The organism is Merdimmobilis hominis (assembly GCF_016901855.1).
Lineage (GTDB): Bacteria > Bacillota > Clostridia > Oscillospirales > Ruminococcaceae > Paludihabitans.
Window position 1 is genome coordinate 1 of the sequence record NZ_JACJKY010000005.1, and the last position, 24741, is coordinate 24741.

Consider the following 24741-nt stretch of genomic DNA (forward strand, 5'->3'; position numbering starts at 1 on the left):
TCCCGCACCGTTTGGTGCGGGATGGTGTTGATCATGGTCATTCTCGGCGCGGGAAGAAAAGTTCTTTTTCTGTAAAAAACTTAGTGCGCGAGTTGCCCACCGCAGGTGCCGCATGAGTGCTCACCGCAGGTGTGGCCTTCGCCGTGGCTGTGGTGATGCGAGCAGGTTGCATTGTTGTTGCACACAAGTGAGCCATTTAAGAGCGCGCGAACCGCTTCGTCAGCATTTCCGCTGCATCCTGCGTAAACGGTGACGTTTGCCGCTGCAAGTGCCTGTTTTGCACCGCCGCCGATGCCGCCGCAAATGAGCGCGGTCACACCTGCTGCCTGCAAAAAGCCCGCCAGCGCACTGTGACCGTTTCCAAGCGTGCTCACCACAACGCTCTGGGTGATTTCGCCGTTTTCAATTTCGTAAATTTTAAAATGCTCGCAGTGGCCGAAATGACCAAAGATATTGCCGTTTTCATACGTACATGCCAGTTTCATGAGATCGAATCCTTTCCTTTTGCAAAAACACGATGACAGCGGCAGTGAGTGCAGTGTCCCTGTGCCCGCCGTTTGCACATCTGCACGTTTCCGCCTGCAATCGTGAGCGGCCGTCCCTCCACAATCGACTGCGCAAGCTTTCTGCGTGCACTGTCATAGATGGCGGTCACCGTTGTACGGGCAATCTCCATCTGCACAGCGCACTCCGCCTGCGTCAGTCCTGCGTAGTCAATCAGCCGGATTGCTTCATATTCATCCAGCCGCAGGATGACAGGCTCTTCGTTTTGCACCCGGTCGGGCGAAAAACGGTTCGTGTTCGGCATGGCACACACCAAGCGGCATTTCTGCGGACGCGGCATCGTGTTTCCTCCTTTGTTTTTGACATATGTCAATTATATATCGGAGAAGCCGCCGTGTCAAGCGTCAGAACATCCATGCAATCAGCCGCACGGTCCAGGTGAGGATTGCGCAGAGGGAGAGGCCGGCGATGGTGGGCAAAACCCATGCAAGCAATGTGAGTTTTATCGAACCGGTTTCTTTTTTGATCGTTAAGCAAGTCGTCGAACAGGGGAAGTGGAACAGGCACAGCAAAATCATGTTCATCGCAGTCAGAAGCGTCCAGCCGTTTTGCAAAAGGAGCGCCGAGAGTGCAGAAACGTTTTCGACCGAAACAAGCGTGCCTGAGGAAAGGTATCCCATCAGAATAATCGGCAGAACGATCTCGTTTGCAGGAAATCCGAGCAGAAATGCGAGCAGAATCGTGCCATCCAGCCCGAAAAACCATCCGATCGGGTCAAAGAATGCGGTCATGTGAGAGAGAAGCGTCTGTTCGCCGACGGTAATGTTCGCGAGCAGGAAAATCACAGCACCGGCAGGCGCCGCCACGCACACCGCGCGCCACAACACTTTTAGCGTGCGGTCAAACAGCGAACGCACCAGAATTTTTTTAAGCTGCGGGCGGCGGTAGGGCGGCAGTTCCAGTACAAATGACGACGGCTCACCTTTTAAGAGCGTCATAGATAAAAGCTTCGAGAGCAAAAGCGTCATCATCACGCTAAGTACCAAAAAGCACACGAGCCATGCCGCACCGACCGCGCTTTGCAGCGCCGGAATGGCAGGCGAGAAAAATGCCGCCGTGATCGTCAAAAGCGTCGGGAACCGGCCGTTGCATGGCATTAAACTGTTTGTGAGAATCGCGATGATGCGCTCACGTTTTGTGTCGATGATACGGCATCCGACAACACCCGCCGCATTGCATCCAAGGCCCATGCACATCGTGAGCGCTTGTTTGCCGCATGCACCGGCACGGCACAGCGCATGATCGAGATGAAACGCCGCGCGCGGCAGATAGCCGAAATCCTCAAGAAGCGTAAACAGCGGGAAGAAAATTGCCATCGGCGGAAGCATCACCGCAATCACCCATGTAAGCGTCCCATATACGCCGTCTAGCAAAAAACCGGTGAGCCACGCAGGCGCCTGCCAGGAAAGAAACAGAGTACGAAGCCAGTCGCCCAAAGTACTGAACAGCTGTGAAAGCCATCCGGACGGAATGTTTGCGCCAGCGACCGTGATCCAGAGAATCAGCCCTAAAAGGAGGAGCATCACCGGCACACCGGTTTTCCGGTTTAAAAAAATGCGGTCAAACAGCCGGTCACGCCGCGGCTGTCCCGGTGCCTTGACCTTGACTGATGAGAGAAACAGTTCCTCTGCATGCAGTACAAAACAGCGGGTGACGGCCTGCGCAGGATCCGTGATGCCTGTTTTTTCGAGTGCTTGCCGCAGACGCAGGGCTTCTTCCTTGATTTCCGGTGTAAAATAGGGCGCATACGCTGCGGGAAGCGGTTCGTCGGTGAGTGCCCACTGCGCAAACAAAAACGGATGCGGCGTGTCAGCAAAATACGGAACAAGCGCATCGACCGCGGATTGCAGATCGGGCGAGAGCCGCACAGGCTTTGGCGCGGGGACGGTTTCTTGCAAAAGCATCTGTTCGACTGCGTCAAGCAGCGGTGCAAACGTGCGTTTTTTGTGCGCGCAGACACCGACGACCGGCACGCCGAGCAGGTCGGAAAGTGCTGAAAGATCGACGGAAATTCCTTTTTTGCGCGCTTCATCCATGCAGTTTACACAGACGATCACACGGCTTGAAAACGGAAGTGTCTGCAGTGCAAGACCGACCGTGCGGGCAATGGCGGTTGCATCGCAGACAACGACAATGCAGTCAAGCGGCGTAAACAGCAGGCAGTCGCGTGCAATTTCCTCTTCGGGAGAGCGCGCCGAGAGCGAATAGGTACCCGGCAGATCGACAAGCTCAACTGTGTGCGCACCGATTTGGCACATCCCCTTTGCGCAGGCGACCGTTTTGCCCGGCCAGTTGCCGGTGTGCTGATGAAGCCCTGTCAGCGCGTTGAACAATGTACTTTTGCCGACGTTCGGATTGCCGGCAAGTGCAACCGTAAACGGTGCGGATGGTTCTTTTTTCATGCAGAGAACGCCTCCTTGTGCACCGAAGCCGGTGCGGGTTTTATGCATTCAAAACGGAAACGGCAATATCTTTTGCATCGCACTTTCGCAGTGCAACGGCGGTGTCGCGCACCCAGAAGGCGGACGGATCGCCGCTTTTGGCGGTTTGCAGGCAGGTGACGCAAGCACCTTTTGTAAAGCCTAAGCTTTCGAGCCGGCGGGAAAACGAGCCGCCGTTTGGCATGGCGCAGATGGTGCCGTGATGTCCCGGTTTTAAATCGCAGAGTGCAATCGTATTCATGGATATGAAACCTCCTGAATGATCAAACGTAAAAACAGCAAGCTGTTTGATTTATCCTATTCAAGCAGGGGAAAAGTGGTGCACAGCATGCGGATTGGCGCATCCGTACGAAAAAAACCGAAAAAAAATAAAAAGTTTCGGCGCGAAACGTGGCGGAATCCAAAATATTCTGTTTATTTTTTAACAGTCGTATGGTATAATGTTTTCAGAATGCACGTCACAGGGCGAATTCTGCCTGTTGGCAGGCAAACGAATGAATCGCTCCCTTTGCAGCAACGCAAGCCGGGCAGCGTCTACATCAGAGAAACAGTGAAAGGAAGAATTTTATGAGCAGTAAAATTACTATTGTCGGCGCAGGCAGCGTCGGTTCAACGATTGCCTACACACTGGCAGTCAGCGGCATCACCTCGGAGATCGTCATGGTCGATATCAATGCCGAGAAATCTCTGGGCGAAGCGCTCGACATCCGTCAGGGTACACCGTTTTGTTCTCCGGTTTCCATCTATGCGGGCAGCTATCAGGATGCAAAGGATTCTGACATCGTCGTGCTGACCTCGGGTGTTGCAAGAAAACCGGGCCAGACTCGTTTGGACCTCACCCAGACAAACGTCAACATCACAAAAACCATCATTCCGGAGATTGTCAAATATGCACCGAATGCAATCTATGTCATCGTTTCGAACCCGGTCGATATTCTGACCTATCAGTTCTGCAAAACCGCAGGTCTGCCGGAAGAGCGCATCATCGGTTCGGGCACCATTTTGGATACCGCACGTCTGCGTTCGCGTTTGGCTGAATATTATAACATCAGCCAGCAGAACGTTCACGCATATGTGTTCGGTGAGCACGGTGATTCTTCGTTCGTTCCGTGGTCTTTGGGCAACATCTCGAACGTGCCGATCGACCAGTACAGCGCATGTCTGACCGACCAGGGCAAAATCATGCCGGAAATCAACCTCGACGACGTGGAGAACTACATCCGCAAATCGGGTGCAAAAATCATCGCAAGAAAAGGTGCAACCTTCTATGCGGTCGCAGTTTCGGTCAGCCACATCTGTAAATCCATTTTAAGCGGCACCGATACCACCATGACCGTTTCCTCCATGATGCACGGCGAATACGGCATTGAAGATGTCTGCATGAGCATGCTGACCATCGTTGGCAGAACCGGCATCAAAGGCAAGATCATCGCACCGCTGACCGACCACGAAAAAGAGCTGATGGTAAAGAGCGCAAACTGCTTAAAAGACGTCATCAAACAGCTCGATATCTGAAAAACAAACGGGAACTTCAAATGAGAATTTGAGGCTTCCCGCAGTGTTGGCGCTGTGGATTTTCTGCAGCGCCAATGCGGGTTTATAAAAACAATGTAAGGAGAGATTTCCGATGGAATATCGCATTGAACATGACTCCATGGGCGAAGTAAAGGTTCCTGCCGACAAATACTGGGCGGCACAGACCGAACGCAGCCACGAAAACTTTAAAATCGGCGTCGGCATCGAAACCATGCCGCGCGAAATCACCCACGCATTCGGCGTGCTCAAAAAAGCAGCAGCGATTGCAAACCATGCATTAAAACCGGAAAAAATGACCGACGAAAAACTCGCAGTCATCACCAAAGCTTGTGACGAGGTTATGAGCGGCAGCTTAAACGAGCACTTCCCGCTCGTTGTATGGCAGACCGGCAGCGGCACGCAGTCGAACATGAACGCAAACGAGGTTATCGCAAACCGCGGCAACGAACTCGCTGGCAAAAAACTGCTGCACCCGAACGACGACATCAACATGAGCCAGTCGTCGAACGACACATTCCCGACCGCAATGCACATCTCGGCTGTCATTGCCATCGAGGACAAATTGTTCCCGGCAATCGATATGCTCATCGACACCTTCAAACGTCTTGAAAAAGAAAACGAAGGCATCGTAAAGAGCGGCCGTACCCACCTGCAGGATGCAACCCCGATTTCCTTTACACAGGAGATCAGCGGCTGGCGTTCGTCGCTTGAAAAAGACAAAAAAATGCTCGAGATCGCACTGCCGGAGTTAAAAGAATTGGCACTCGGCGGCACCGCAGTCGGCACAGGCTTAAATACCCCGAAAGGCTTCGACGTTGAGGTCGCAAAAGCCGTTTCCGAGATCACCGGCAAAACATTCGTGACCGCACCGAACAAATTCCACGCGCTCACCAGCAAAGACGAGCTCGTTTTTGCACACGGCGCACTCAAAGCACTCGCTGCGGACATGATGAAAATCGCAAACGACGTGCGTTGGCTCGCAAGCGGCCCGCGTGACGGCCTGGGCGAGATCTTCATTCCGGAAAACGAGCCGGGCTCCTCGATCATGCCGGGTAAAGTCAACCCGACACAGTGTGAGGCAGTTACCATGGTTGCCGTTCAGGTCATGGGCAACGACGTTGCAGTCGGCATGGCAGCTTCCCAGGGCAACTTTGAGTTAAACGTCTTCATGCCGGTCTGCATCTATAACTTCTTACAGTCGGCAAGACTTTTGGCGGAGTCGATCGTTTCGTTTAACAACAACTGCGCAGTCGGCATCAAAGCAAACCGCGAGAAAATGCACCACAACCTGCATAACTCGCTGATGCTCGTCACCGCTTTAAACCCGTACATCGGCTATGAAAACGCTGCAAAAACAGCGAAAAAAGCATATAAAGAAAACATTTCCCTCAAAGAGGCGTGTGTGGCACTCGGATTTTTGACCGCAGAGCGGTTTGACGAAGTGTTCCATCCGGAGCAGATGATCTGAGGTCTGCACGCAACCGCAGGAAAATGAGAAAGGAAATGCAATCATGATTTTAAGTTATTATCCTGGCTGCACGCTCAAAACAAAAGCGAAAGACTTGGATCGCTACGGCCGCAAAAGCGCTGAGGCACTGGGCATCACGCTCGAGGAAATTCCGAACTGGCAGTGCTGCGGCGGTGTGTATCCGATCGCAAAAGACGAGATTGCAACAAAGCTGTCGTCGGTGCGTGCACTCGCTGCTGCAAAAGCGGCAGGACAAGATCTTGTGACGCTCTGCTCGGCATGTCATAATGTGTTGAAACAGGTCAACAACGACATGGCAACCGACGAGGAGATCGCAGGCAAAGCAAACCGCTATTTAGAGCTTTCTGAGGAATATCACGGCGAAACAAACGTGATCCACTATCTTGAGATGCTGCGTGACAAAGTGGGCTTTGATAAGATCAAAGAGCTTGTCAAAAACCCGTTCACCGGCAAAAAAATCGGCGCATATTACGGCTGCCTTCTGCTCCGTCCGGGCAAAGTATTAAAGATGGACAATCCGGAAAATCCGAAAATCATGGAGGATTTCATCCGTGCAATCGGCGGCACACCGGTCATTTATCCGATGCGCAACGAGTGCTGCGGCGGCTATGTCACACTCGAGGACAAAGCCCTTGCCAACAAGAGAAGCGGCAAAGTGCTTGAAAACGCAAAAGACATGGGTGCAGATATGCTCATCACTGCATGTCCGCTGTGCCTTTACAACTTGAATCAAAACACCGACGGCTATGACGTGCCGGTGTACTATTTCACAGAGCTCCTGGCAGAGGCGCTCGGCGTGAAAGATTAAGGAGGGTCGGCAGATGCAAAAACAGGACAAACAAGAGCTGATTCTCAGAATCAGCGGCGTGAATGCCCGCAAATGTATGCGCTGCGGCAAATGTTCCGCAACCTGTCCGGCGTATGACGAGATGGAATATCATCCGCACCAGTTTGTTTACATGGTGGAGAGCGGCAACATCGAACCGCTTTTGTCGTCGGATTCCATTTATAAATGTCTGACCTGCTTTGCGTGTGTGGAGCGGTGTCCGCGTGATGTGCAGCCGGCAAAACTGATCGAAGCAGTGCGCCTGACCGTCATCCGTGAGCAGGACAAGAACCACATGAAAAAAGGCGATTTGCCACAGCTTTTGGACGAAGAGCTTCCGCAGCAGGCAATCGTCAGCGCATTCCGCAAGTACACAAAATAAGGAGGAGACAAACAAATGCAGAAAATTGGCGTATTTGTCTGCCATTGCGGCACAAACATCGCGGCAACCGTTGATGTCAAAGCCGTTGCAGAAGCGTTAAAAAGCGAGCCGGGTGTCGTTTTCTCCACGGATTATCAGTACATGTGTTCCGAAGCGGGACAAAACCTGATTAAAGATTCCATTAAAGAATATGGACTGACCGGTGTTGTCGTCTGTTCGTGTTCGCCGCGTATGCACGAGGCAACCTTCCGCAAAGCGGCACAGGCAGCAGGCATCAACCCCTACATGGTGGAGATCGCAAACATCCGTGAGCAGTGCTCGTGGATTCACAAGGATATCTGGAGTGCAACCGAAAAAGCAGTCATCCTCGGTAAAGCGGCAGTTGCAAAAGTGCACTTGAATGCACCGCTTATTGCAGGCGAAAGCCCGGTTGTCAAACGTGCGCTCGTCATCGGCGGCGGTATTGCCGGCATCCAGACCGCACTCGACATCGCAGAGGCTGGCTTTGAGGTCGACATCGTCGAGAAACAGCCGACCATCGGCGGCAAAATGACCCAGATCGATAAAACGTTCCCGACACTCGACTGTGCGGCATGTATCCTGACCCCGAAAATGGTCGACTGTGCACAGAACGAGAAAATCAAAATCTATTCGTACAGTGAAGTCGAAGACGTCAAAGGCTTTGTCGGCAACTTCACCGTAAAAATTAAGAAAAAAGCACGCTATGTTGACGAGGACAAATGTACCGGATGCGGCATCTGCACCGAGAAATGTCCGGTCAAAAACGTGCCGAACGAATTCAACATGGGCATGGACAACCGCCGTGCCATCTACATCCCGTTTGCACAGGCTGTGCCGAAAGTTGCAACGATCGATGCAAACTACTGCAACATGCTCAAAAACGGCAAATGCGGCGTCTGCTCGAAATTCTGCACCGTCGGCGCAATCGACTACAAACAGCAGGATACCATCGTCGAGGAAAAATACGGCGCAATCGTCGTTGCAACCGGCTTTAACCCGATCAAACTCGACAACTTCGATGAGTTCTCCTACTCGCAGAGCAAGGACGTCATCACTTCGCTCGAATTCGAGCGTCTGACCAACGCAGCAGGCCCGACTTCCGGCACACTGCTCCGCCCGTCCGACGGCAAACATCCGCACACGATCGTGTTCGTTCAGTGTGTCGGCAGCCGTGACACTTCGGGCTGCGGCAAAACATACTGCTCGAAGATCTGCTGTATGTACACCGCAAAACATGCAATGCTCACCCGTGAGAAATATCCGGATACCGATGTGTATGTATTCTATATCGACGTGCGTACCCCGGGCAAGAACTTCGACGAGTTCTACCGCCGTGCTGTTGAGGAATACGGCGTGCACTACATCAAAGGCATGGTCGGCAAAGTGGTTCCGCGTTCCGACGGTACATTGATGGTGCAGGCGTCTGACCTGTTGTCGAACGAACAGCTCCACATCAATGCAGACCTGGTCGTTTTGGCTGCTGCAATCGAGCCGGACAAATCGGCACGTTCGCTTGCAACCATGCTGACCGCAAGCATGGATACCAACGACTTCTTCACCGAAGCGCACCCGAAACTGCGTCCGGTGGAAAGCCCGACAGCCGGCATTTTCCTGTCTGGTGTGTGCCAGGGACCGAAAGATATTCCGGAAACCGTATCGCAGGCAAGTGCTGCCGCTGCAAAAGTCATCGGCCTGCTTGCAAAAGACAAACTGACCTGCAACCCGTGTGTCGCACAGGCAAACGAACTGATGTGCAATGGCTGCTCGTCGTGTGAAAAAGTTTGTCCGTACGGTGCGATCACATATTCCGACAAAGAGTTCAGAATGCCGGACCGTACCACTGCAATCCGCCGCGTGGCATCCGTCAACGAAGCAGTCTGCCAGGGCTGCGGTGCTTGTACAGTTGCTTGTCCGTCGGGCGCAATGGACCTTAAAGGCTTCTCGAACAGTCAGATCATGGCGGAGGTTGACGCAATATGCAAGTAAAAGAAACAAACGAATTCAAACCGAAAATTGTTGCATTCTGCTGCAACTGGTGTTCGTATGCAGGCGCCGATTTGGCAGGTACAAACCGTCTTCAATATCCGGCTGACGTCAAAATCATCCGCGTACCGTGCTCGTGCCGTGTCAATCCGATGTTTATCCTGCGTGCGTTCCAGCGCGGTGCAGACGGTGTCATCCTGTGCGGCTGCCATCCGGGCGACTGCCACTACACCACCGGCAACTACTATACAAGAAGAAGAATGACGCTTTTATTCTCGATGCTCGACTATCTGGGCATTGAAAAAGAGCGTACCCGTGTCGAGTGGGTATCCGCGGCAGAGGGCGCAAAATTTGCCGCAACGATGAATGACTTTGTGGCAACCGTCACAAAACTCGGCGAGAACAAGAGATTGGAGGACTTGAGATGCAAAGCGAAATGATCAAACGCGCAAAAGAACTGCTCGCAAGCGGTGAAGTTGCTCGTGTGGTCGGTTGGAAAGCCGGCGAATTCGATTATGACATCACTCCGGGCGTGTTCACAACTGCCGAGGAGCTCGACAGCGCGTTTTTGTATAACGACCTGTGCGAGGCCAATCTCTCGAAATACATGATCGCACAGTCGAGAAAAGAGGGCAAAACGCTCGTATTCTTAAAACCGTGCGATACCTACAGCTTCAGCCAGCTGTTAAAAGAGCACCGCATCCTGCGTGAAAACGTGTATGTGATCGGTGTTCCGTGCGACGGCAAAGTCGACGTTGACACGGTCAAAGCAACCGGTTTGACCGGTATTTGCAGCATGACAAGCGACGGCGAAACCGTTACGGTGAAAACTCTGTACGGCGACAGCACAATGAGCAAAGCGGACGCAATGAGCGAACGCTGCACAAACTGCAAGAGCAAAAAACACGTCGTTTACGATGAGCTGTTAGGCGAAGAGGGCGACGTTGTTGCAGACAACCACCGGTTTGACATGGTGGAGAAAATTGAAGCGATGACACCGGACGAGCGTTTCGAATTCTGGAGAAACGAGCTGTCCCGCTGCATCCGCTGCAACGCATGCCGCAATGTATGTCCGGCTTGTTCGTGCGAAAAATGCGTGTTCGACAACGAGCAGTCCGGCGCATTCAACAAAGGCGCTTCCGATTCGTTTGAGGAGAATATGTTCCATATCATCCGTGCATTCCACGTGGCAGGACGCTGCACCGACTGCGGCGAATGCTCGCGTGTCTGCCCGCAGAACATTCCGCTCCACCTTTTGAACCGGAAATTCATCAAAGACATCAACGAGCTGTACGGCGAATATCAGGCAGGCGAGAACGCAGACGAGCGCGCACCGCTCAACACGTTCACCACTGAGGACGTCGAGCCGAGCATTGTCTATGAAAGAGGAGGAAAACAATGATGTTTACACTTCCTGTTTCCAAATTAAACGATCTGTTTGCGGCAGTGGCAAGCACCCGCAAACTGTACCTGCCGGTGGACGATGAAGCATCGGGCCAGGCAGAGTATAAAGTCTGGCACGAAGGTGTGACGCTTTCGAACGCGCTCAACACCGCAAGAAGTGCAAAAGACTTCTTCTTCCCGCAGACCGAGAACCTGGTCGACTTCAAAATGGAAGGCAAAACGATCGAAGTCATTGACACCCGCACCGAATCGGAGGATTTCGTGGTGTTCGGCGTGCGTGCCTGCGACGCAAGAAGCTTTGACATTTTAGACCGCGTCTTCTTGGTTGAACCGGTTGACTCCTACTATAAAAACCGCCGCGATCACGGTGTCATTGTCACACTGGCATGCACCCGTCCGGAGGAAACCTGCTTCTGCACCGTGTTCGGCATCGATCCGACCAATCCGGCAGGCGACGTGAGCGGCTGGATTGCAGGCGAGAACCTGTATCTCTCGGCAAATACCGAAAAAGGCGAAGCATTCCTTTCCTCTGTTTCTAAGCTGCTTGCAGAAAGCGATGACGAGGCAGTGAAAGCACAGCAGGCAGAGGTCAAAGAGATCCTCAAAAAACTGCCGCTCGGCTCGCTTGATCTTTCGAACTTCAAACCGGAAAATCTCTTGAAACTGTTTGATTCGAACCGTTGGAAAGACCTGTCCGAAGCATGCCTTGGCTGCGGCTCGTGCACATTCGTGTGCCCGACCTGCCAGTGCTATGACATCCGCGACTTTGATACCGGCCACGGTATTAAACGTTATCGCTGCTGGGACAGCTGCATGTATTCCGACTTCACCCGTATGGCGCACGGCAACCCGCGTCTTACCCAGGTAGAGCGGTTCCGTCAGCGCTTCATGCACAAGCTTGTGTACTACCCGTCGAACAACGAGGGCATCTACAGCTGTGTCGGATGCGGCCGGTGCCTCACAAAATGCCCGATTTCAATGAATATTGCAAAAGTTATCAAAGCATTGGGGGAGGAAGCATAAATGATTCAGGAAACTTTGATTCCGAAAGTCGGCGTCGTAACCGATATCCGCATTGATACACCGGATGTCAAAACGTTCCGCGTCGTCGGCCTCGACGGAAACAAACTGTTTGAGCATATGCCCGGTCAGTGCGCAATGGTGTCGATTCCGGGTGTCGGTGAAGCGATGTTCTCGATCACTTCGTCGCCGACAAACAAAGAATTCATGGAATTCAGCATCAAAAAATGCGGCTGTCTGACCACTTGGCTCCACATGATGGAGCCGGGCCAGCAGGTCACCGTCCGCGGTCCGTACGGCAACGCGTTCCCGGTGGAAACTGCATTAAAAGGCAAAGATCTTTTGTTCATCGCCGGCGGTATCGGTTTGGCGCCGCTTCGTTCGGTCATCAACTATGTCCGCGACAAACGCGATCAGTACGGCAGCGTTCAGATCATCTACGGTTCCCGTTCGAAAGCAGACCTCGTTGATTATCAGGAGATCATCAACGAATGGATGACAGACACAGGCGTCGAAGTAAACCTCACCATCGACCGTGAGGAAGAGGGCTGGGACGGCCACGTCGGTTTCGTTCCGAACTTTGTAAAAGAACTGAATCCGGATCTTAACAAAACCGTTCTGCTCTGCGGTCCGCCAATCATGATTAAATTCACACTGGCAGGATTAAAAGAATTAGGCTTCACCGAAACACAGGTTTATACCACGATGGAGCTGCGGATGAAATGCGGCGTCGGCAAATGCGGCCGCTGCAACATCGGTGACAAATATGTCTGCAAAGACGGTCCGGTGTTCCGTTTTGATGAACTCGATGAACTTCCGAATGAATACTAATAAAGGAGAGTTGTGCTGAAATGGAAAAGATGGTTCATGTTTTTCTGATGGGCAAACAGTATGAAGTGCCCGAAAACCTCACCATTATGGGTGCGCTTGAGTATGCAGGATATCAGCTGGTACGCGGCTGCGGCTGCCGTAACGGCTTCTGCGGTGCTTGTGCAACCATTTACCGCATCAAAGGCGAGCGCGAGCTGAAAGCTTGTCTGGCATGTCAGACAAAGGTTGAGGAGAATATGTATGTGGCAACACTGCCGTTCTTCCCGCTGGTCAAAGAAGTGTATAACATCGAAGAGATCCGTCCGACCGAGCAGATCATGATGCAGCTCTATCCGGAGATCTACAGCTGCATTGGCTGCAATGCCTGCACCAAAGCCTGCACACAGGGCCTTGACGTTATGCAGTACATTGCATATGCACAGCGCGGCGAGTACGAAAAATGTGCAGAAGAGTCGTTTGACTGCGTTATGTGCGGCGTTTGTTCGTCGCGTTGTCCGGCAGGCATCTCGCATCCGCAGGTTGCACTGCTTGCAAGACGTTTAAACGGCAAATACCTGGCACCGAAATCCGCACACCTTGAAAACCGTGTGCAGGAGATCAAAGACGGCAAATTCATCGACCTGATTCAAGCGCTGATGCAGAAACCGATCGAAGAGATCAAAGAGCTGTACAACACAAGAGAAATCGAGAAGTAAAGGAGAGAAGCAAGATGTACACGAATGAAATGCTTGAGTCCATGAAAAAAGTGGAAGCGGCAAGAAGTGCAAATGCGGTTTTGGAACCCAGAAGAATGACCGCTGAAGAGAAAGAAACTCTCCTTGCAACATACCACCCGGACTATAAACAGGGCGAATTTGCAGTACTGCAGATCGGCGCAAACAAAGGCGAAAAAGTGCCGACTGAGCTGGCTGAACTGCTTCAGGCAAACAGCCGCGTAAACCCGGCAGAGATCGATCTTTCCAAAGTCGACTATGACGTGGACGTTCTGGTCATCGGCGGCGGCGGTGCAGGTGCATCGGCTGCAATCGAAGCAGACAACAACGGCGCAAGCGCAATGATCGTCACAAAACTGCGCATCGGTGACGCAAACACCATGATGGCAGAGGGCGGCATCCAGGCAGCAGACAAAGAAAACGACTCCCCGGCAATCCACTATTTGGATGCATTCGGCGGCGGCCACTTTGCTGCAAAACCGGAACTGCTGTTTAAACTCGTCAACGAGGCACCGGAGGCAATCCAGTGGCTCAATGATTTGGGTGTTGAATTCGATAAAGATGAAAACGGCACCATGATCACCACACACGGCGGCGGTACATCGAGAAAACGTATGCACGCTGCAAAAGACTACTCCGGTGCAGAGATCATGCGTACCCTGCGCGACGAAGTGTTGAACCGTCAGATTCCGGTGGTTGACTTCACCGCAGCAATCGAGCTGATTCTCGATGAAAACGGCAAAGCAGCAGGCGCAGTTCTCATGAACATGGAAACACATGAGATTTTGATTGCACGTGCAAAAACCGTCATCATCGCAACCGGAGGTGCAGGCAGACTGCATTACCAGGGATTCCCGACTTCGAACCACTACGGTGCAACCGCAGACGGTCTGGTGCTCGGCTATCGTGCAGGCGCAAAACTGCTGTATGCAGACACCCTGCAGTACCATCCGACCGGCGCTGCATATCCGGAGCAGATCTTCGGCGCACTCGTTACCGAGAAAGTTCGTTCGCTGGGCGCAAAACTGATTAACGTCAACGGCGAAGCATTCATGCATCCGCTGGAAACCCGTGACGTTTCGGCTGCATCGATCATCCGCGAGTGCTCTGACCGTGGTAACGGCGTGCACACACCGGACGGCATCGGCGTATGGCTCGACACCCCGATGATTGAGCTCAAAAACGGCGAAGGCACAATCGAAAAACGCATTCCAGCAATGATGCGTATGTTCGGCAAATACGGCATCGATATCCGTAAAGAGCCGATCCTTGTATACCCGACGCTGCACTATCAGAACGGTGGACTTGATATTACAGCAGACGGCATGACAAACATCGAGAACCTGTACGTTGCAGGCGAGGCTGTTGGTGGTATCCACGGCAGAAACCGTCTGATGGGCAACTCTCTGCTCGACATCATCGTATTCGGCAGAAACGCAGGCAAAAACGCTTCGAGCAAATCGAAAGACGTCACACTCGGTGCGCTGACACTGGAGCACGTCAACAAATTTGCAAAAGAGCAGGCAGAAGCAGGCATCAAAACCGATGTTGTTTCGCCGAAACTGCTGCCGAACTACGCGCGCAGAAAGTAATCAACTGACAAAAGGGGTATATTGAATTATGATCACTGATTTATTGGAAGCACTGATGATTCTGTGCTTTGGCTTGTCGTGGCCGATTTCGATCCGCAAATCGTGGATTTCGCGTACCGCAAAAGGAAAAAGCTTGTTCTTCGAGATTTTCCTGCTGATCGGCTACATCTTTGGTATTGTCCGTAAATTCATGCTGTTTGCGGAGAGCGGCGGCAATGAAAACTGGCTGTTCTATCTCGGCTGGTTCTTCTATGTATTAAACTTCGTTGAAATTTCCATCGACGTGGCGCTCTACTTCCGCAACGTTCGTCTGGACAAACAGAGAGAAGCACAGGCAGCGATTTCCGAATAATTCGGCTGTAACGACACCCCCGTGTGGTAGTACACGGGGGTGTTTTTGTTTGCATCAAAACTTGTTTTTTACGCATCCGTATTTTATAATGGGGAAAACAACAGAGAAGGGGAGATACAAATGAAAAATCCGATTCAGAAACGGCTGGGCAAAGCGATAAAAGGCGGCGGCTTTTATGACGAAAACGCAATGATCTGGTGCGGCAGTGTGGTAAAAGGGGAGGACGGCCGGTTTCATATGTTCGCCTCATACTGGGACAAACGCTTAGGTTTCGGCAATAACTGGCTCTTTAACTGCCGGATTGTGCGCGCATCGAGTGATACGCCGGAAGGACCGTTTACACTGGAGGAAACCGTGCTCGATCGGCGCGGAAGGGAATTTTTTGACGGTATGAACACGCATAATCCGTATATCCGCTATTGGAACGGAACGTATTATCTTTACTATATGGGGACGACGTTCGGCGGACCGATCCCTGCGTATATGGATGAGATTTCGCCGGCACGGTTTATCGAGGTGTGGAATAATAAGCGCATCGGACTTGCCACATCGAAATCGGTCTTTGGCCCGTGGGAGCGGCGTGATACACCGCTGCTTTTGCCGCGGGACTGTTCCCATTGGGACTGTACGGCAACCACCAATCCGGCTGTGGCGATTTTGCCGGACGGTACGACCTACATGCTCTATAAATCCCGCAGTTATGCGAATGCGACACTGCAAATCGGTGTGGCCCGGGCACCGTGTCCGGACGGCCCGTTTGAGCGTATTTGTGAAGAGCCGATTTTTTCGCTCGAAAATCCGGATTTCCACCTGGAGGACCCGTATTTGTGGTATGAGGACAACAAATTCCGGCTGCTGATCAAAGATGATTTTAAAAACGAGAGCGGCGGTATCTGCGGAGAGTGGGGTGCCGGACTGTACGGTGAGAGTGATGACTGCATTCACTGGACATTTGCGGACAGCCCGAAAGCATACAGCAGAACAGTTTCGTGGGATGACGGCACGACGACCACCCAGTGTAACTTAGAGCGGCCGTTTCTGCTTCTGCAGGATGGCAAGCCGACACATTTGTATCTGGCGACCGGTGACGGCGAACAGCCGTATCAGTTTTCACATACATGGAATATGGTGATTGGGCTGACATAATGCAAACTAATTGAAAAGGTTTCAAAAGATACGTACATTGCGCAGGATAAGAGCGAATGTATATTAGAAAATAAAAAAGCGAACTGAATCATATCAGTTCGCTGTTTTTTCGTGTGCGCCTTTTTATTGATAGATCATGAATTTCTCTGAATCATATGCGACAATTTCTATTTTCGCATCAGGATCATACTGCTGTGTCAGCAGGGTGACTTCATATCCGTTTTCTGTTTCCTTCATATCATATGTTTCTGTACCCAAAGAGAGCCAGACGTATTCATAATAAAGATCTGTATTCCAATAAATCTTTGTTAATTGCGTTCCCTGCTCAACTGAAATTTGTTCTGTCGGCAAAGCCTGCTCTGTTTTAGAGATTTCCAATGTATCCATAACATCAAGCGGCGGATTTGGGTTAAATTGTGTCATACCTTCATAATCAAAATAGGTGTTTGTAAAGGTGTATTCTGCAACTTCAAAAATGACACAGTCCGGTTTAAAAATATTATAATAGTACGGAAAATCCAAAACGTTTTGATAGTCATGGATATGAATATATTCGCCAAACGCATTCGCTAAATATTTATATCCGAATTTGTTCATATAGCTTCCTTGAAAAACCAATGCCTTTGGAGCACCTTCCTGCATTTTATCCGGGTTTTGATAATATCCAAATGTCTGATAAGAAGGATGCATTTGCAGTTCTTCCTGAAAAGCAGATGTTTTTGAGATGAGATCGTCTAAATGGAGATCGATACTGGGAACCAATTCGTTGATTGGAAATTGAGAAACAGGAAGTGAAGTTTCAAGTGTTTGCGAAACCGTAAAATCTGAAAGATCATTTAACTGAATGGTTGAAAAGTCATTCTGCAATACAGACAGCATTGCATTTGTACCATAATAAGCGCCTAGGTCATTCCAGTGGTTTGCATCATATTTTTGGTTAAAAACGACTTCGCCCTGTTCGGTCTTTTCTCGAAGGGTCTGTGTGTTGTCTACATATCGCACTTCTCTTTCGTCGAGTGCAGCCAAAAATTGATCGACCCACGAACGATCATAATTGATACCATCCGGAATATATTCGGACAGGACAGCAGGTTTTGCAGGATTTAAGACAAACAAGAATGGTGTGCCTCTGAATGTGCAATAATCCTGGATTTCTTTCACCATATCGGCAAATGCTTCATGAAAATCGGAATATGGATTTGCGGTTGTTGTCAGACCTGCGCCAAATACATAGCCGTCTTTTCCGTAGGAATAGTTTGGATGAACCATTTTTCCAAACAATTTATCGTTTAATACGGTATAGCCCAGAATCATCTCGTCGCGAAAACCGATTCGGTCATTCACATAGTTTTCAATCGTTGCTGTCAAATCAACGCCGCTTTCCAGTGATTCTTTAGAAAACGGATTTTCCGTCAGCATTCGATTATCAATTTCCGAAGAAGTGTTAGGAGTAAAGTTAAACGTAACAATCGGTATAAGAATAATCATCGAAAATATAATTGTCATGAAAACTTTTATAAATTTCATCAGTCTCTCCTTCTCCTTATTTAATATTGAAAATAGATAAACGGACTGTAGGTGGAATTGATCATAAACAAGATCGCGATAACAAACAAGGCAAGCAGTACAAGCTCCTGCAGGAGATATCCGATTTTTGCTGCGGCAATTTTACGATACCATGTGATGAGTTTTGGTGATCCGAGCAGTGTTGCGCCCAAAATGCCAATGACGGCAAACAGGATGATCCGTGCATCAAAATAGTACTGCCAGGTATAGGGGATACTGTTTGCCGGTGTTGCACCAAACAGCGCACCGAGTACTGTCACCACGTCAGAAATCTCTTGGAATCGGAATAACTGCCAGAACAGCATGACAACAATCATAGTGACGGTGTATTTTACAGCTTTGGGCGTTTTGATATAAAATTTCTTTTTTTGAACAACACGTTCTGTCACAGCAAATGCGCCATTGATAAATCCCCATAAGATATAGTTCCAGCCTGCACCGTGCCAAATACCGGTCAGTGCAAATACAACCGCTAAGTTGCGCAGTGTGTTTCGTTGACCTGCACGGCTGCCGCCCAGCGGAATATAAACGTATTCGCGAAACCATGTACCCAATGAAATATGCCAGCGACGCCAAAATTCCGAAATCGATGTAGAACGATATGGGAAATTGAAGTTTTCTTTAAATTCAAAACCAAACAGTTTTGCGATGCCGATTGCGATATCAGAATATCCGGAAAAGTCATAATAAATCTGAAGCATATATAAAATCAGTGTGCCAAACGCAGTGATTTGATCCATGTTTGATGCAGGAATTTGCGCAAGGCATGCACCAAATGAATCCGCCAATATAATTTTTTTAGCAAATCCAATCATAGTGCGGTTTAAACCGTCTGTATTTGCGTTTAAAGACAAAGATCTGGTTTTGATTTGTGTCTGAAAGTCTTTCCACAAAACAATCGGACCGGAAATAATTTTTGGGAAGAAAGATAAATACAGTGTACAGTCAATGAAACTTCCTGCTGTTGCATGACCGCGATAAATATCTGTTAAATATGAAATTGCGGAGAAGGTAAGGAACGAAATACCGATTGGTGCAACCAATGATTTTGCACCGATGTTATCGCCAAACACCTTGTTCCAACAATCAATGAGGAAATTGGAGTAGTTGAAGTAAATCAAGCAGAAAGTGATGAGAGAAACGGCGATGATCAATGGAATCAAGCAAAAATATATCCGTTTTTCAGACGTTTGGGATTGGTGAATGCTAAAATAGTATCCTTTTGATTTTACAGTTTGAATCCATAGTCCCAATAAGTAAACAACAAAAATATAAAAAATAAGCCGAAATACATTATCAAACGATGACCACATATAAAAGCCTAAACTGAAAACAATCAGAATGATATCTTTTATACGCAGTTTGTCAAATAACCACTGCAGTTTCTTAATACAAGACAGCCGATCTGCAAACATATATGTTTGCAGATCGGAAAAAAGACAAACAAAAAGATTTGTGTTGTAAAAACCATACGGCTCCCCCTTATATGCTGTTTGGTATATATCTTTATCAGTTTAGCATATAAAAAACAAATTGTAAATGTATCGCTATTCTTCGAAAGAGTCTGCATCGATAAAAAAGCGAACTGAATCATATCAGTTCGCTTTTTGAATATCAAAATATTCGTTTTATTCCCACTCGATGGTTGCCGGCGGTTTACTTGTGATGTCGTAAACGATGCGGTTGATCGAGCCGACTTCGTTGATGATGCGGCTGCTGACCTTCTGGAGCAGGTCGTACGGAATACGTGCAAAATCTGCTGTCATAAAGTCGGTTGTTGTGACACCGCGCAGTGCGAGTGTATAATCATATGTGCGCTCGTCACCCATGACGCCTACCGAACGCATATTCGTAAGAACAGCGAAATACTGGTGAATGTCGCGGTCCAAGTGTGCATTTGCCACTTCCTCGCGGAAGATGTAGTCTGCATCCTGCAGGATTGCAACTTTTTCAGCAGTGATTTCCCCGAGAATACGGATGGCAAGACCCGGACCCGGGAACGGCTGACGCCATACGAGATAATCTGCAAGACCAAGCTCTGTGCCGAGTGCACGTACTTCGTCTTTGAACAGCAGGCGCAGCGGCTCAATGATCTCTTTGAAATCAACATAGTCCGGCAGACCGCCTACGTTGTGGTGGCTCTTGATGACAGCAGCATCGCCGGCGCCCGATTCAATGACATCCGGATAAATTGTGCCCTGTGCCAGGAAATCGACACGGCCGATTTTTTTCGCTTCATCTTCGAATACGCGGATAAACTCCTCGCCGATGATTTTGCGTTTTTTCTCCGGCTCGTTTACACCGGCAAGGCGCGACAGGAAACGCTCCTGTGCATTGACGCGGACAAAATTGATGTCCCATTTCGAGAATGCAGCTTCAACCTCGTCACCTTCGTTTTTGCGCATCAGGCCGTGGTCAACGAAAATGCAGGTCAGCTGGCTGCCGACAGCTTTTGCAAGCAGCGCTGCTGCAACGGAGGAGTCAACACCGCCGGAAAGAGCAAGCAGAACTTTGCCGTCGCCGACACGGGTGCGGATTTCTTCAATCGCGCGCTGTGCATAGTTGCCCATCGTCCAGTCGCCGGACACGCCGCACACTTCATACAGGAAGTTTTTAAGCATTGCAGTGCCGTTTTCGGTGTGGAGCACTTCCGGATGATACTGCATTGCATACAGGTTTTTCTCAGCGCAGTCCATTGCTGCAACCGGACAGTCTGCGGTATGTGCAGTGCTGCGGAAGCCTTCCGGAAGCGCTGCGATATAGTCGGTGTGGCTCATCCATGTGATGGCTTCCTGCGGCAGACCGGAGAAAAGCTTGCAGTCCGGTGTGAAAAACGTGTTGGTCTTGCCGTATTCGCGTGTTTCGGCAGTTTTGACTGTACCGCCTAAGACATGTGCCATCAGCTGTGCGCCGTAGCAGATGCCGAGTACCGGAATACCGAGCGAGAACACTTCGCGCTCGATTTTCGGCGCACCTTCTTCATACACACTGTTCGGACCGCCGGTAAAAATAATGCCGATCGGATGCCGTTTTTGAATCTCTGCAGCTGTTGCCTGGGTGTACGGAATGACTTCGCAGTACACATGGCATTCACGCACGCGGCGTGCAATCAGCTGGTTGTACTGACCGCCGAAATCAATCACCAAAACCAGTTCGTTTTTCATAAATACCTCCTGTGTTCTTTTCGGGAAACGTTTTCCGCTTCTTAAAAATAGATTTTGCTTTTATTTTGCCACGTTTTCCGCCGTTTTTCAAGCATTCACGCCATCTTGTACATGCATTTTGCCAAAATGTTTAGATTTCAAAAAATCGGAAACAATAAATCTGTGAAATTCGGTATAGAAAGAGGAAAGCGGAATGAAAAAACGAATGATTCGGATCTTTTGCCTGTTCTGCGGACTGTTTTGCATGGTGTTTGTGCGAACCGGATCGCTGAGCACGGATTTGTCGCTTGAGGCGGTATCGGCACGCCAGTCAAGCAAGACGCTTTCGGTCACACCGACGCGCGGCATGATCTACGACACGAAAATGCGCCCGCTTGTAAACAATGAGCAGCAGCTGTTCGCGGCGGTTGCGCCCTGCGACCAAAACAAGGAAGCCGTGTGGTCGGACGGGCGGTTTTTGTCGGATGCGGCCACACGCGCCGAGCAGTGGTCAAACGGAACCCCGTTTTTAACACCGGTGTCCGATTCGGTGGACGATCTTGTGCAGACGGCAACGCTTACACAGACTGTGCGCTATGGCACACAGTCGTGCGCGCCGCATATTATCGGATATGTAAACCGCGATGGTGTGGGAATGACCGGCATTGAGCAGGCGTATGACGAGCTGCTAAGCGGATACGGCGCCGATTCGGTATCGTTTACACTCGATGCCCGCGGCAATCCGATTCTTGGCATTTTGCCCGATCGGACACTCAGCGAAGAAGCCGTAGAGGGCGTCGTTTTAACGATAGACCGCCGGCTCCAGACGATTGTGGAAGAGGTCGGAAGCCGGATGCTTACAAAAGGGGCAGTTGTGCTCATGGAGGCGGGAACAGGAAAGCTGCGCGCATGTGCAAGCTTTCCCACATTTGATCCGAACAATGTGGAGGACGCCATGGCAGATGAAGAAGGCGCACCGCTTTTAAACCGCGCGTTTTCCTCTTACAGCGTCGGTTCCACATTCAAGTCGGCAGTGGCGGCGGCCGCACTCACACAGGGTGTTTTGCTTCCCGCTGATTTTTGCTGTACGGGAAGCATTACGGTCGGCGATACGGTGTTTCACTGCTTCCACCGCGAAGGTCAGGGCGTGCTCGATTTTCAAAATGCAATGGCAGGAAGCTGCAACCCGTATTTTATTTCGATCGGTCAGCAGCTTTCGCCGTATGGGCTCCGTGCGATGGCAGAGGATCTTTCGTTCGGAAAACCGACCGTGTTCGCACCGGGATTTTCGTCCGATGACGGCACATTGCCTGCCGTGCAAACACTCGAAAACAAAGGCCAGCTTGCCAACTTTTCGTTTGGACAAGGACAGTTTGCCGCCACGCCGGTACAGCTTGCCCAGATGATGAATGCGTTTGTGTCGGGTGGTGCGATGACGCCTGCATCCTTGGTCGAAGGGACGACCGTTTCCGGCAAGCTTGTCGATACGCCTGCGGATGATCCCGTCCCCACACAGGCAATGCGCAAAGAAACGGCAGATGCTGTCAAGGAAGCGCTTGTCTACACAGTCATGGGTGTTGAATCACACGCGGCACGTCCGAAGGTGGTGTCTGCCGGCGGAAAAACAGGCACAGCGCAGACCGGACGATTTCATGAAAACGGCGAGGAGATTGTGGAGGGCTGGTTCGTGGGATTTTTTCCGGCGGAGAATCCCTCTTATGTGATGGCGGTGCTGTGCGAGGATGCCGAAAACGGTGCAAAGGATGCATCGAATACGTTTCGGGAAATTGTCGATCAAATGACATACCGTCCCCCGCAGGAATAGGAAAGAAATCCGCAGTGCGTGCATATAGTAACAGTGGGAAAAGGGGGAGAGCGGTTGAAACGGAGGGTTTACCAAAAACTATCGTCTGTGGTGCTGGCGGTTTTTCTGCTTGTCGGATGCACACTGCTTGATCGTACACAGCTGTTTGTGCCGGCGGCTGCCCAGTTGGAGGAAGGTGTTTGTCTGCCGGTTTTGATGTATCATCACATTTCGGAGTCGGCGGCAAGGCTCGGCGATTATGTGATTTCACCTGCGCAGTTTGAATCGGATCTCTCATTTTTAAAACAGGCAGGCTATCAGACCGTTTCGTCTGCGCAGGTGCTTGCATTTGTGAAAGGGGGGAAAGCACTGCCGGAAAAAGCCGTCATGATTACGTTTGACGATGCGTTTTTGAGCACCTATGTCTACGCGTATCCGCTGCTTAAAATGTATGAGATGTGTGCCGTGATTGCGCCGGTCGGCGTGTACACCGAGCAGTTTTCCGATCCGAACGAGCCGCGTCATGTAAACTATGCGAATGTGGGCTGGACGGAGCTTTCCGAAATGCTTGAAAGCGGTGTGTTTGAGCTTGCGAGCCATACGTATCACCTGCACGGCGACGGAAAAAACGGCACGCGGAAAGGCGCGGGGAAAATGCCCGGCGAGGATGCGCAAACGTATCAGACGATGCTGTATGACGATCTTACGCACATGAACGACTTGTGCGCACAGCATTTAAATCAAACACCCACACTGTTTGCATATCCGTTCGGCGCCATTTCAAAGGAAAGTGTGCCGGTCTTAAAAGAACTTGGGTTTACACTGCTGTTTGGCTGTGAGGAAAAGGTTTCGACCGTGAGGGAAAACAGCGAACTGCCGCTGATACTCGGCCGGTTTAACCGCGCGCACCGGTATGACACACGCACATTTTTTAAAAAGATGGGGATTTCGATGGGTGAATTGTAAAATGGGATTTACAGAAGAAATACAAATCCGAGATGACAGGTTTATGGTTTGTTCACAAAGGTTTTGTACAATAAAGATGTACCAAAGGACGACCGAACAATCATCGGATGACACCGCTTTGTCATCGACCAAAGGAGAAGAACAAATGACTGCAAGAACAAATCCCCTGTCGCTTCCGACTGTCGTACTCGAACCGGAAGAGCTTCCGAAGCCGCTTGGCTATTACGGCATGGAGATTTTGCGTATGATGAAAAATGACTATCCCGACCGTTACTGGAAGCTTTTATTATCCGGCACACTGATGCGCACGATCTATCTGCGTGAGCAGGAGCTGACAGAATTAAAATTAAGCCTTGTGCAGGCGCTCGAACAAAAATTCCCTCGTCCGAAAACGAGCAGTTTTTTGGAGGTTGCCGCACATATGAACATTTTGGCGGAGGCCGCGGACGAAGTGATTTCGCGCGAACTGCGCCGCCCTGTATGATGGATGTTTCGTGTTTTTTTCATTTCATTTTTCCCCATATAAAAAGCCGGCTGTGGATGTTTCCGCAGCCGGCTTTTTTGTATACCGAGCATTAAAGCACATAATTTGAAATGATACGGCAGATGCGTGCCATATCGCACGAACCCGAAAATTCAAACCGGATTTTTCCGATGGTCGAAAAATAAAGCGAAAGCTCTGCATCCAGATCAAACACCCCCGATGTTTCCACCGAATACGTTTGAATTTTGCTGTAGGGCATGGAGGTAATGTCTTTTTTCTTGCCGGTAATGCCCTGAATATTGATGGCGATGATGCGCTTGTTTGTAAAAACAATGCCGTCGCGCGTACCCTGATACGTGGAAACGATGTCTTCTCCGTCGATGAGGAGCGGCAGAAGCAGTTTTTCATAGGTGTCGTTGTCTGTTTGTTTTAAACGGATAAACTGGGGATTTTCAAAATCAATCATGGAAAAATACAC

25 protein-coding genes are annotated in these 24741 nt (G+C 50.3%); 17 read left to right on the forward strand and 8 right to left on the reverse strand.

What is annotated here, in order from left to right:
• Positions 1–80: 80 nt before the first annotated feature.
• The 4 genes from H6A12_RS13390 to H6A12_RS04005 all read right to left on the reverse strand — a co-directional run bounded on the left by H6A12_RS13390 (position 81) and on the right by H6A12_RS04005 (position 3246).
• Positions 81–485, reverse strand: coding sequence for a NifB/NifX family molybdenum-iron cluster-binding protein (locus H6A12_RS13390; protein ID WP_243415290.1), 405 nt, complete (start codon positions 483–485; stop codon positions 81–83).
• Positions 482–844, reverse strand: a complete 363-nt coding sequence (locus H6A12_RS13395) for a DUF134 domain-containing protein (protein ID WP_243415291.1) — start codon at positions 842–844, stop codon at positions 482–484. Before H6A12_RS13395 ends, H6A12_RS13390 begins: the two co-directional genes overlap by 4 nt.
• 64 nt (positions 845–908) lie before the next feature.
• Complete coding sequence (gene feoB, locus H6A12_RS04000; RefSeq protein ID WP_243415292.1) at positions 909–2966, reverse strand: ferrous iron transport protein B; 2058 nt, start codon at positions 2964–2966, stop codon at positions 909–911.
• 40 nt (positions 2967–3006) lie between these two features.
• Positions 3007–3246: a FeoA family protein gene (locus H6A12_RS04005; RefSeq protein WP_204445016.1), complete on the reverse strand. Its 240-nt coding sequence runs from the start codon at positions 3244–3246 to the stop codon at positions 3007–3009.
• An 18-nt stretch (positions 3247–3264) separates the two neighbouring features.
• On the opposite strand from H6A12_RS04005, the gene H6A12_RS04010 reads away from it, so the two are divergent.
• From H6A12_RS04010 to H6A12_RS04075, 14 genes are all read left to right on the forward strand, one after another.
• Positions 3265–3576 carry a hypothetical protein gene (locus tag H6A12_RS04010; protein ID WP_204445018.1) on the forward strand — a complete coding sequence of 104 codons (312 nt, stop codon included), beginning with the start codon at positions 3265–3267 and terminating at the stop codon, positions 3574–3576.
• A complete protein-coding gene (locus H6A12_RS04015; protein WP_204445020.1) occupies positions 3573–4520 on the forward strand; it encodes an L-lactate dehydrogenase in 948 nt (315 codons plus the stop codon). Before H6A12_RS04010 ends, H6A12_RS04015 begins: the two co-directional genes overlap by 4 nt.
• Positions 4521–4632: 112 nt before the next feature.
• Complete coding sequence (gene fumC, locus H6A12_RS04020; RefSeq protein WP_204445023.1) at positions 4633–6009, forward strand: class II fumarate hydratase; 1377 nt, start codon at positions 4633–4635, stop codon at positions 6007–6009.
• A 43-nt stretch (positions 6010–6052) separates the two neighbouring features.
• Complete coding sequence (locus tag H6A12_RS04025; protein WP_204445025.1) at positions 6053–6838, forward strand: CoB--CoM heterodisulfide reductase iron-sulfur subunit B family protein; 786 nt, start codon at positions 6053–6055, stop codon at positions 6836–6838.
• Positions 6839–6851: 13 nt separating this feature from the next.
• Positions 6852–7238 (forward strand): 4Fe-4S dicluster domain-containing protein, encoded by a 387-nt coding sequence (locus H6A12_RS04030; RefSeq protein ID WP_204445028.1) that lies wholly within the window; start codon positions 6852–6854, stop codon positions 7236–7238.
• A 15-nt stretch (positions 7239–7253) separates the two neighbouring features.
• Entirely contained in the window at positions 7254–9245 is a 1992-nt protein-coding gene (locus H6A12_RS04035; protein WP_204445030.1) for a CoB--CoM heterodisulfide reductase iron-sulfur subunit A family protein, read from the forward strand.
• A complete protein-coding gene (locus H6A12_RS04040; protein ID WP_204445033.1) occupies positions 9236–9682 on the forward strand; it encodes a hydrogenase iron-sulfur subunit in 447 nt (148 codons plus the stop codon). The genes H6A12_RS04035 and H6A12_RS04040 overlap by 10 nt, the downstream gene beginning before the upstream one ends.
• Positions 9667–10644, forward strand: coding sequence for a 4Fe-4S dicluster domain-containing protein (locus H6A12_RS04045; RefSeq protein ID WP_204445035.1), 978 nt, complete (start codon positions 9667–9669; stop codon positions 10642–10644). The genes H6A12_RS04040 and H6A12_RS04045 overlap by 16 nt, the downstream gene beginning before the upstream one ends.
• Complete coding sequence (locus H6A12_RS04050) at positions 10641–11669, forward strand: 4Fe-4S dicluster domain-containing protein (RefSeq protein WP_345941220.1); 1029 nt, start codon at positions 10641–10643, stop codon at positions 11667–11669. Before H6A12_RS04045 ends, H6A12_RS04050 begins: the two co-directional genes overlap by 4 nt.
• Positions 11670–12497 carry an FAD/NAD(P)-binding protein gene (locus H6A12_RS04055; protein ID WP_204445038.1) on the forward strand — a complete coding sequence of 276 codons (828 nt, stop codon included), beginning with the start codon at positions 11670–11672 and terminating at the stop codon, positions 12495–12497.
• A gap of 20 nt (positions 12498–12517) precedes the next feature.
• The gene (locus H6A12_RS04060; protein WP_204445040.1) at positions 12518–13192 is read left to right on the forward strand and encodes a 4Fe-4S dicluster domain-containing protein; all 675 of its coding nucleotides are present in this window, start codon (positions 12518–12520) and stop codon (positions 13190–13192) included.
• Between the two features lie 14 nt (positions 13193–13206).
• On the forward strand, positions 13207–14802 hold the full coding sequence (locus H6A12_RS04065; protein WP_204445043.1) for an FAD-dependent oxidoreductase: 1596 nt from the start codon (positions 13207–13209) through the stop codon (positions 14800–14802).
• A 28-nt stretch (positions 14803–14830) separates the two neighbouring features.
• The gene (locus tag H6A12_RS04070) at positions 14831–15154 is read left to right on the forward strand and encodes a hypothetical protein (protein ID WP_204445045.1); all 324 of its coding nucleotides are present in this window, start codon (positions 14831–14833) and stop codon (positions 15152–15154) included.
• A gap of 120 nt (positions 15155–15274) precedes the next feature.
• The gene (locus H6A12_RS04075; RefSeq protein ID WP_204445047.1) at positions 15275–16300 is read left to right on the forward strand and encodes a glycoside hydrolase family protein; all 1026 of its coding nucleotides are present in this window, start codon (positions 15275–15277) and stop codon (positions 16298–16300) included.
• 123 nt (positions 16301–16423) lie between these two features.
• On the opposite strand, the gene H6A12_RS04080 is transcribed toward H6A12_RS04075, so the two are convergent.
• The 3 genes from H6A12_RS04080 to guaA form a co-directional block, all read right to left on the reverse strand.
• Positions 16424–17827: an alginate O-acetyltransferase AlgX-related protein gene (locus tag H6A12_RS04080; protein WP_204445049.1), complete on the reverse strand. Its 1404-nt coding sequence runs from the start codon at positions 17825–17827 to the stop codon at positions 16424–16426.
• 20 nt (positions 17828–17847) lie between these two features.
• Positions 17848–19281 (reverse strand): MBOAT family O-acyltransferase, encoded by a 1434-nt coding sequence (locus H6A12_RS04085; RefSeq protein ID WP_345941221.1) that lies wholly within the window; start codon positions 19279–19281, stop codon positions 17848–17850.
• Between the two features lie 213 nt (positions 19282–19494).
• Positions 19495–21030: a glutamine-hydrolyzing GMP synthase gene (gene guaA, locus H6A12_RS04090; RefSeq protein WP_204445054.1), complete on the reverse strand. Its 1536-nt coding sequence runs from the start codon at positions 21028–21030 to the stop codon at positions 19495–19497.
• A gap of 193 nt (positions 21031–21223) precedes the next feature.
• Between guaA and H6A12_RS04095 the strand changes: the two genes are divergently transcribed.
• The 3 genes from H6A12_RS04095 to H6A12_RS04105 all read left to right on the forward strand — a co-directional run bounded on the left by H6A12_RS04095 (position 21224) and on the right by H6A12_RS04105 (position 24263).
• Positions 21224–22834 (forward strand): peptidoglycan D,D-transpeptidase FtsI family protein, encoded by a 1611-nt coding sequence (locus H6A12_RS04095; protein ID WP_204445058.1) that lies wholly within the window; start codon positions 21224–21226, stop codon positions 22832–22834.
• A gap of 54 nt (positions 22835–22888) precedes the next feature.
• Positions 22889–23779 carry a polysaccharide deacetylase family protein gene (locus tag H6A12_RS04100; RefSeq protein ID WP_204445061.1) on the forward strand — a complete coding sequence of 297 codons (891 nt, stop codon included), beginning with the start codon at positions 22889–22891 and terminating at the stop codon, positions 23777–23779.
• A gap of 145 nt (positions 23780–23924) precedes the next feature.
• Positions 23925–24263: a TnpV protein gene (locus H6A12_RS04105; protein WP_204445063.1), complete on the forward strand. Its 339-nt coding sequence runs from the start codon at positions 23925–23927 to the stop codon at positions 24261–24263.
• Between the two features lie 91 nt (positions 24264–24354).
• On the opposite strand, the gene H6A12_RS04110 is transcribed toward H6A12_RS04105, so the two are convergent.
• Complete coding sequence (locus tag H6A12_RS04110; protein ID WP_204445065.1) at positions 24355–24729, reverse strand: PH domain-containing protein; 375 nt, start codon at positions 24727–24729, stop codon at positions 24355–24357.
• Between the last annotated feature and the right edge of the window lie 12 nt (positions 24730–24741).

Bases quoted from the DNA above. Each gene is read 5' to 3' on its own strand.
- H6A12_RS13390 (WP_243415290.1), bottom strand. From the start codon at position 485: ATGAAACTGGCATGTACGTATGAAAACGGCAATATCTTTGGTCATTTC.
- H6A12_RS13395 (WP_243415291.1), bottom strand. From the start codon at position 844: ATGCCGCGTCCGCAGAAATGCCGCTTGGTGTGTGCCATGCCGAACACG.
- feoB (WP_243415292.1), bottom strand. From the start codon at position 2,966: ATGAAAAAAGAACCATCCGCACCGTTTACGGTTGCACTTGCCGGCAAT.
- H6A12_RS04005 (WP_204445016.1), bottom strand. From the start codon at position 3,246: ATGAATACGATTGCACTCTGCGATTTAAAACCGGGACATCACGGCACC.
- H6A12_RS04010 (WP_204445018.1), top strand. From the start codon at position 3,265: ATGATCAAACGTAAAAACAGCAAGCTGTTTGATTTATCCTATTCAAGC.
- H6A12_RS04015 (WP_204445020.1), top strand. From the start codon at position 3,573: ATGAGCAGTAAAATTACTATTGTCGGCGCAGGCAGCGTCGGTTCAACG.
- fumC (WP_204445023.1), top strand. From the start codon at position 4,633: ATGGAATATCGCATTGAACATGACTCCATGGGCGAAGTAAAGGTTCCT.
- H6A12_RS04025 (WP_204445025.1), top strand. From the start codon at position 6,053: ATGATTTTAAGTTATTATCCTGGCTGCACGCTCAAAACAAAAGCGAAA.
- H6A12_RS04030 (WP_204445028.1), top strand. From the start codon at position 6,852: ATGCAAAAACAGGACAAACAAGAGCTGATTCTCAGAATCAGCGGCGTG.
- H6A12_RS04035 (WP_204445030.1), top strand. From the start codon at position 7,254: ATGCAGAAAATTGGCGTATTTGTCTGCCATTGCGGCACAAACATCGCG.
- H6A12_RS04040 (WP_204445033.1), top strand. From the start codon at position 9,236: ATGCAAGTAAAAGAAACAAACGAATTCAAACCGAAAATTGTTGCATTC.
- H6A12_RS04045 (WP_204445035.1), top strand. From the start codon at position 9,667: ATGCAAAGCGAAATGATCAAACGCGCAAAAGAACTGCTCGCAAGCGGT.
- H6A12_RS04050 (WP_345941220.1), top strand. From the start codon at position 10,641: ATGATGTTTACACTTCCTGTTTCCAAATTAAACGATCTGTTTGCGGCA.
- H6A12_RS04055 (WP_204445038.1), top strand. From the start codon at position 11,670: ATGATTCAGGAAACTTTGATTCCGAAAGTCGGCGTCGTAACCGATATC.
- H6A12_RS04060 (WP_204445040.1), top strand. From the start codon at position 12,518: ATGGAAAAGATGGTTCATGTTTTTCTGATGGGCAAACAGTATGAAGTG.
- H6A12_RS04065 (WP_204445043.1), top strand. From the start codon at position 13,207: ATGTACACGAATGAAATGCTTGAGTCCATGAAAAAAGTGGAAGCGGCA.
- H6A12_RS04070 (WP_204445045.1), top strand. From the start codon at position 14,831: ATGATCACTGATTTATTGGAAGCACTGATGATTCTGTGCTTTGGCTTG.
- H6A12_RS04075 (WP_204445047.1), top strand. From the start codon at position 15,275: ATGAAAAATCCGATTCAGAAACGGCTGGGCAAAGCGATAAAAGGCGGC.
- H6A12_RS04080 (WP_204445049.1), bottom strand. From the start codon at position 17,827: ATGAAATTTATAAAAGTTTTCATGACAATTATATTTTCGATGATTATT.
- H6A12_RS04085 (WP_345941221.1), bottom strand. From the start codon at position 19,281: ATGTTTGCAGATCGGCTGTCTTGTATTAAGAAACTGCAGTGGTTATTT.
- guaA (WP_204445054.1), bottom strand. From the start codon at position 21,030: ATGAAAAACGAACTGGTTTTGGTGATTGATTTCGGCGGTCAGTACAAC.
- H6A12_RS04095 (WP_204445058.1), top strand. From the start codon at position 21,224: ATGAAAAAACGAATGATTCGGATCTTTTGCCTGTTCTGCGGACTGTTT.
- H6A12_RS04105 (WP_204445063.1), top strand. From the start codon at position 23,925: ATGACTGCAAGAACAAATCCCCTGTCGCTTCCGACTGTCGTACTCGAA.
- H6A12_RS04110 (WP_204445065.1), bottom strand. From the start codon at position 24,729: ATGATTGATTTTGAAAATCCCCAGTTTATCCGTTTAAAACAAACAGAC.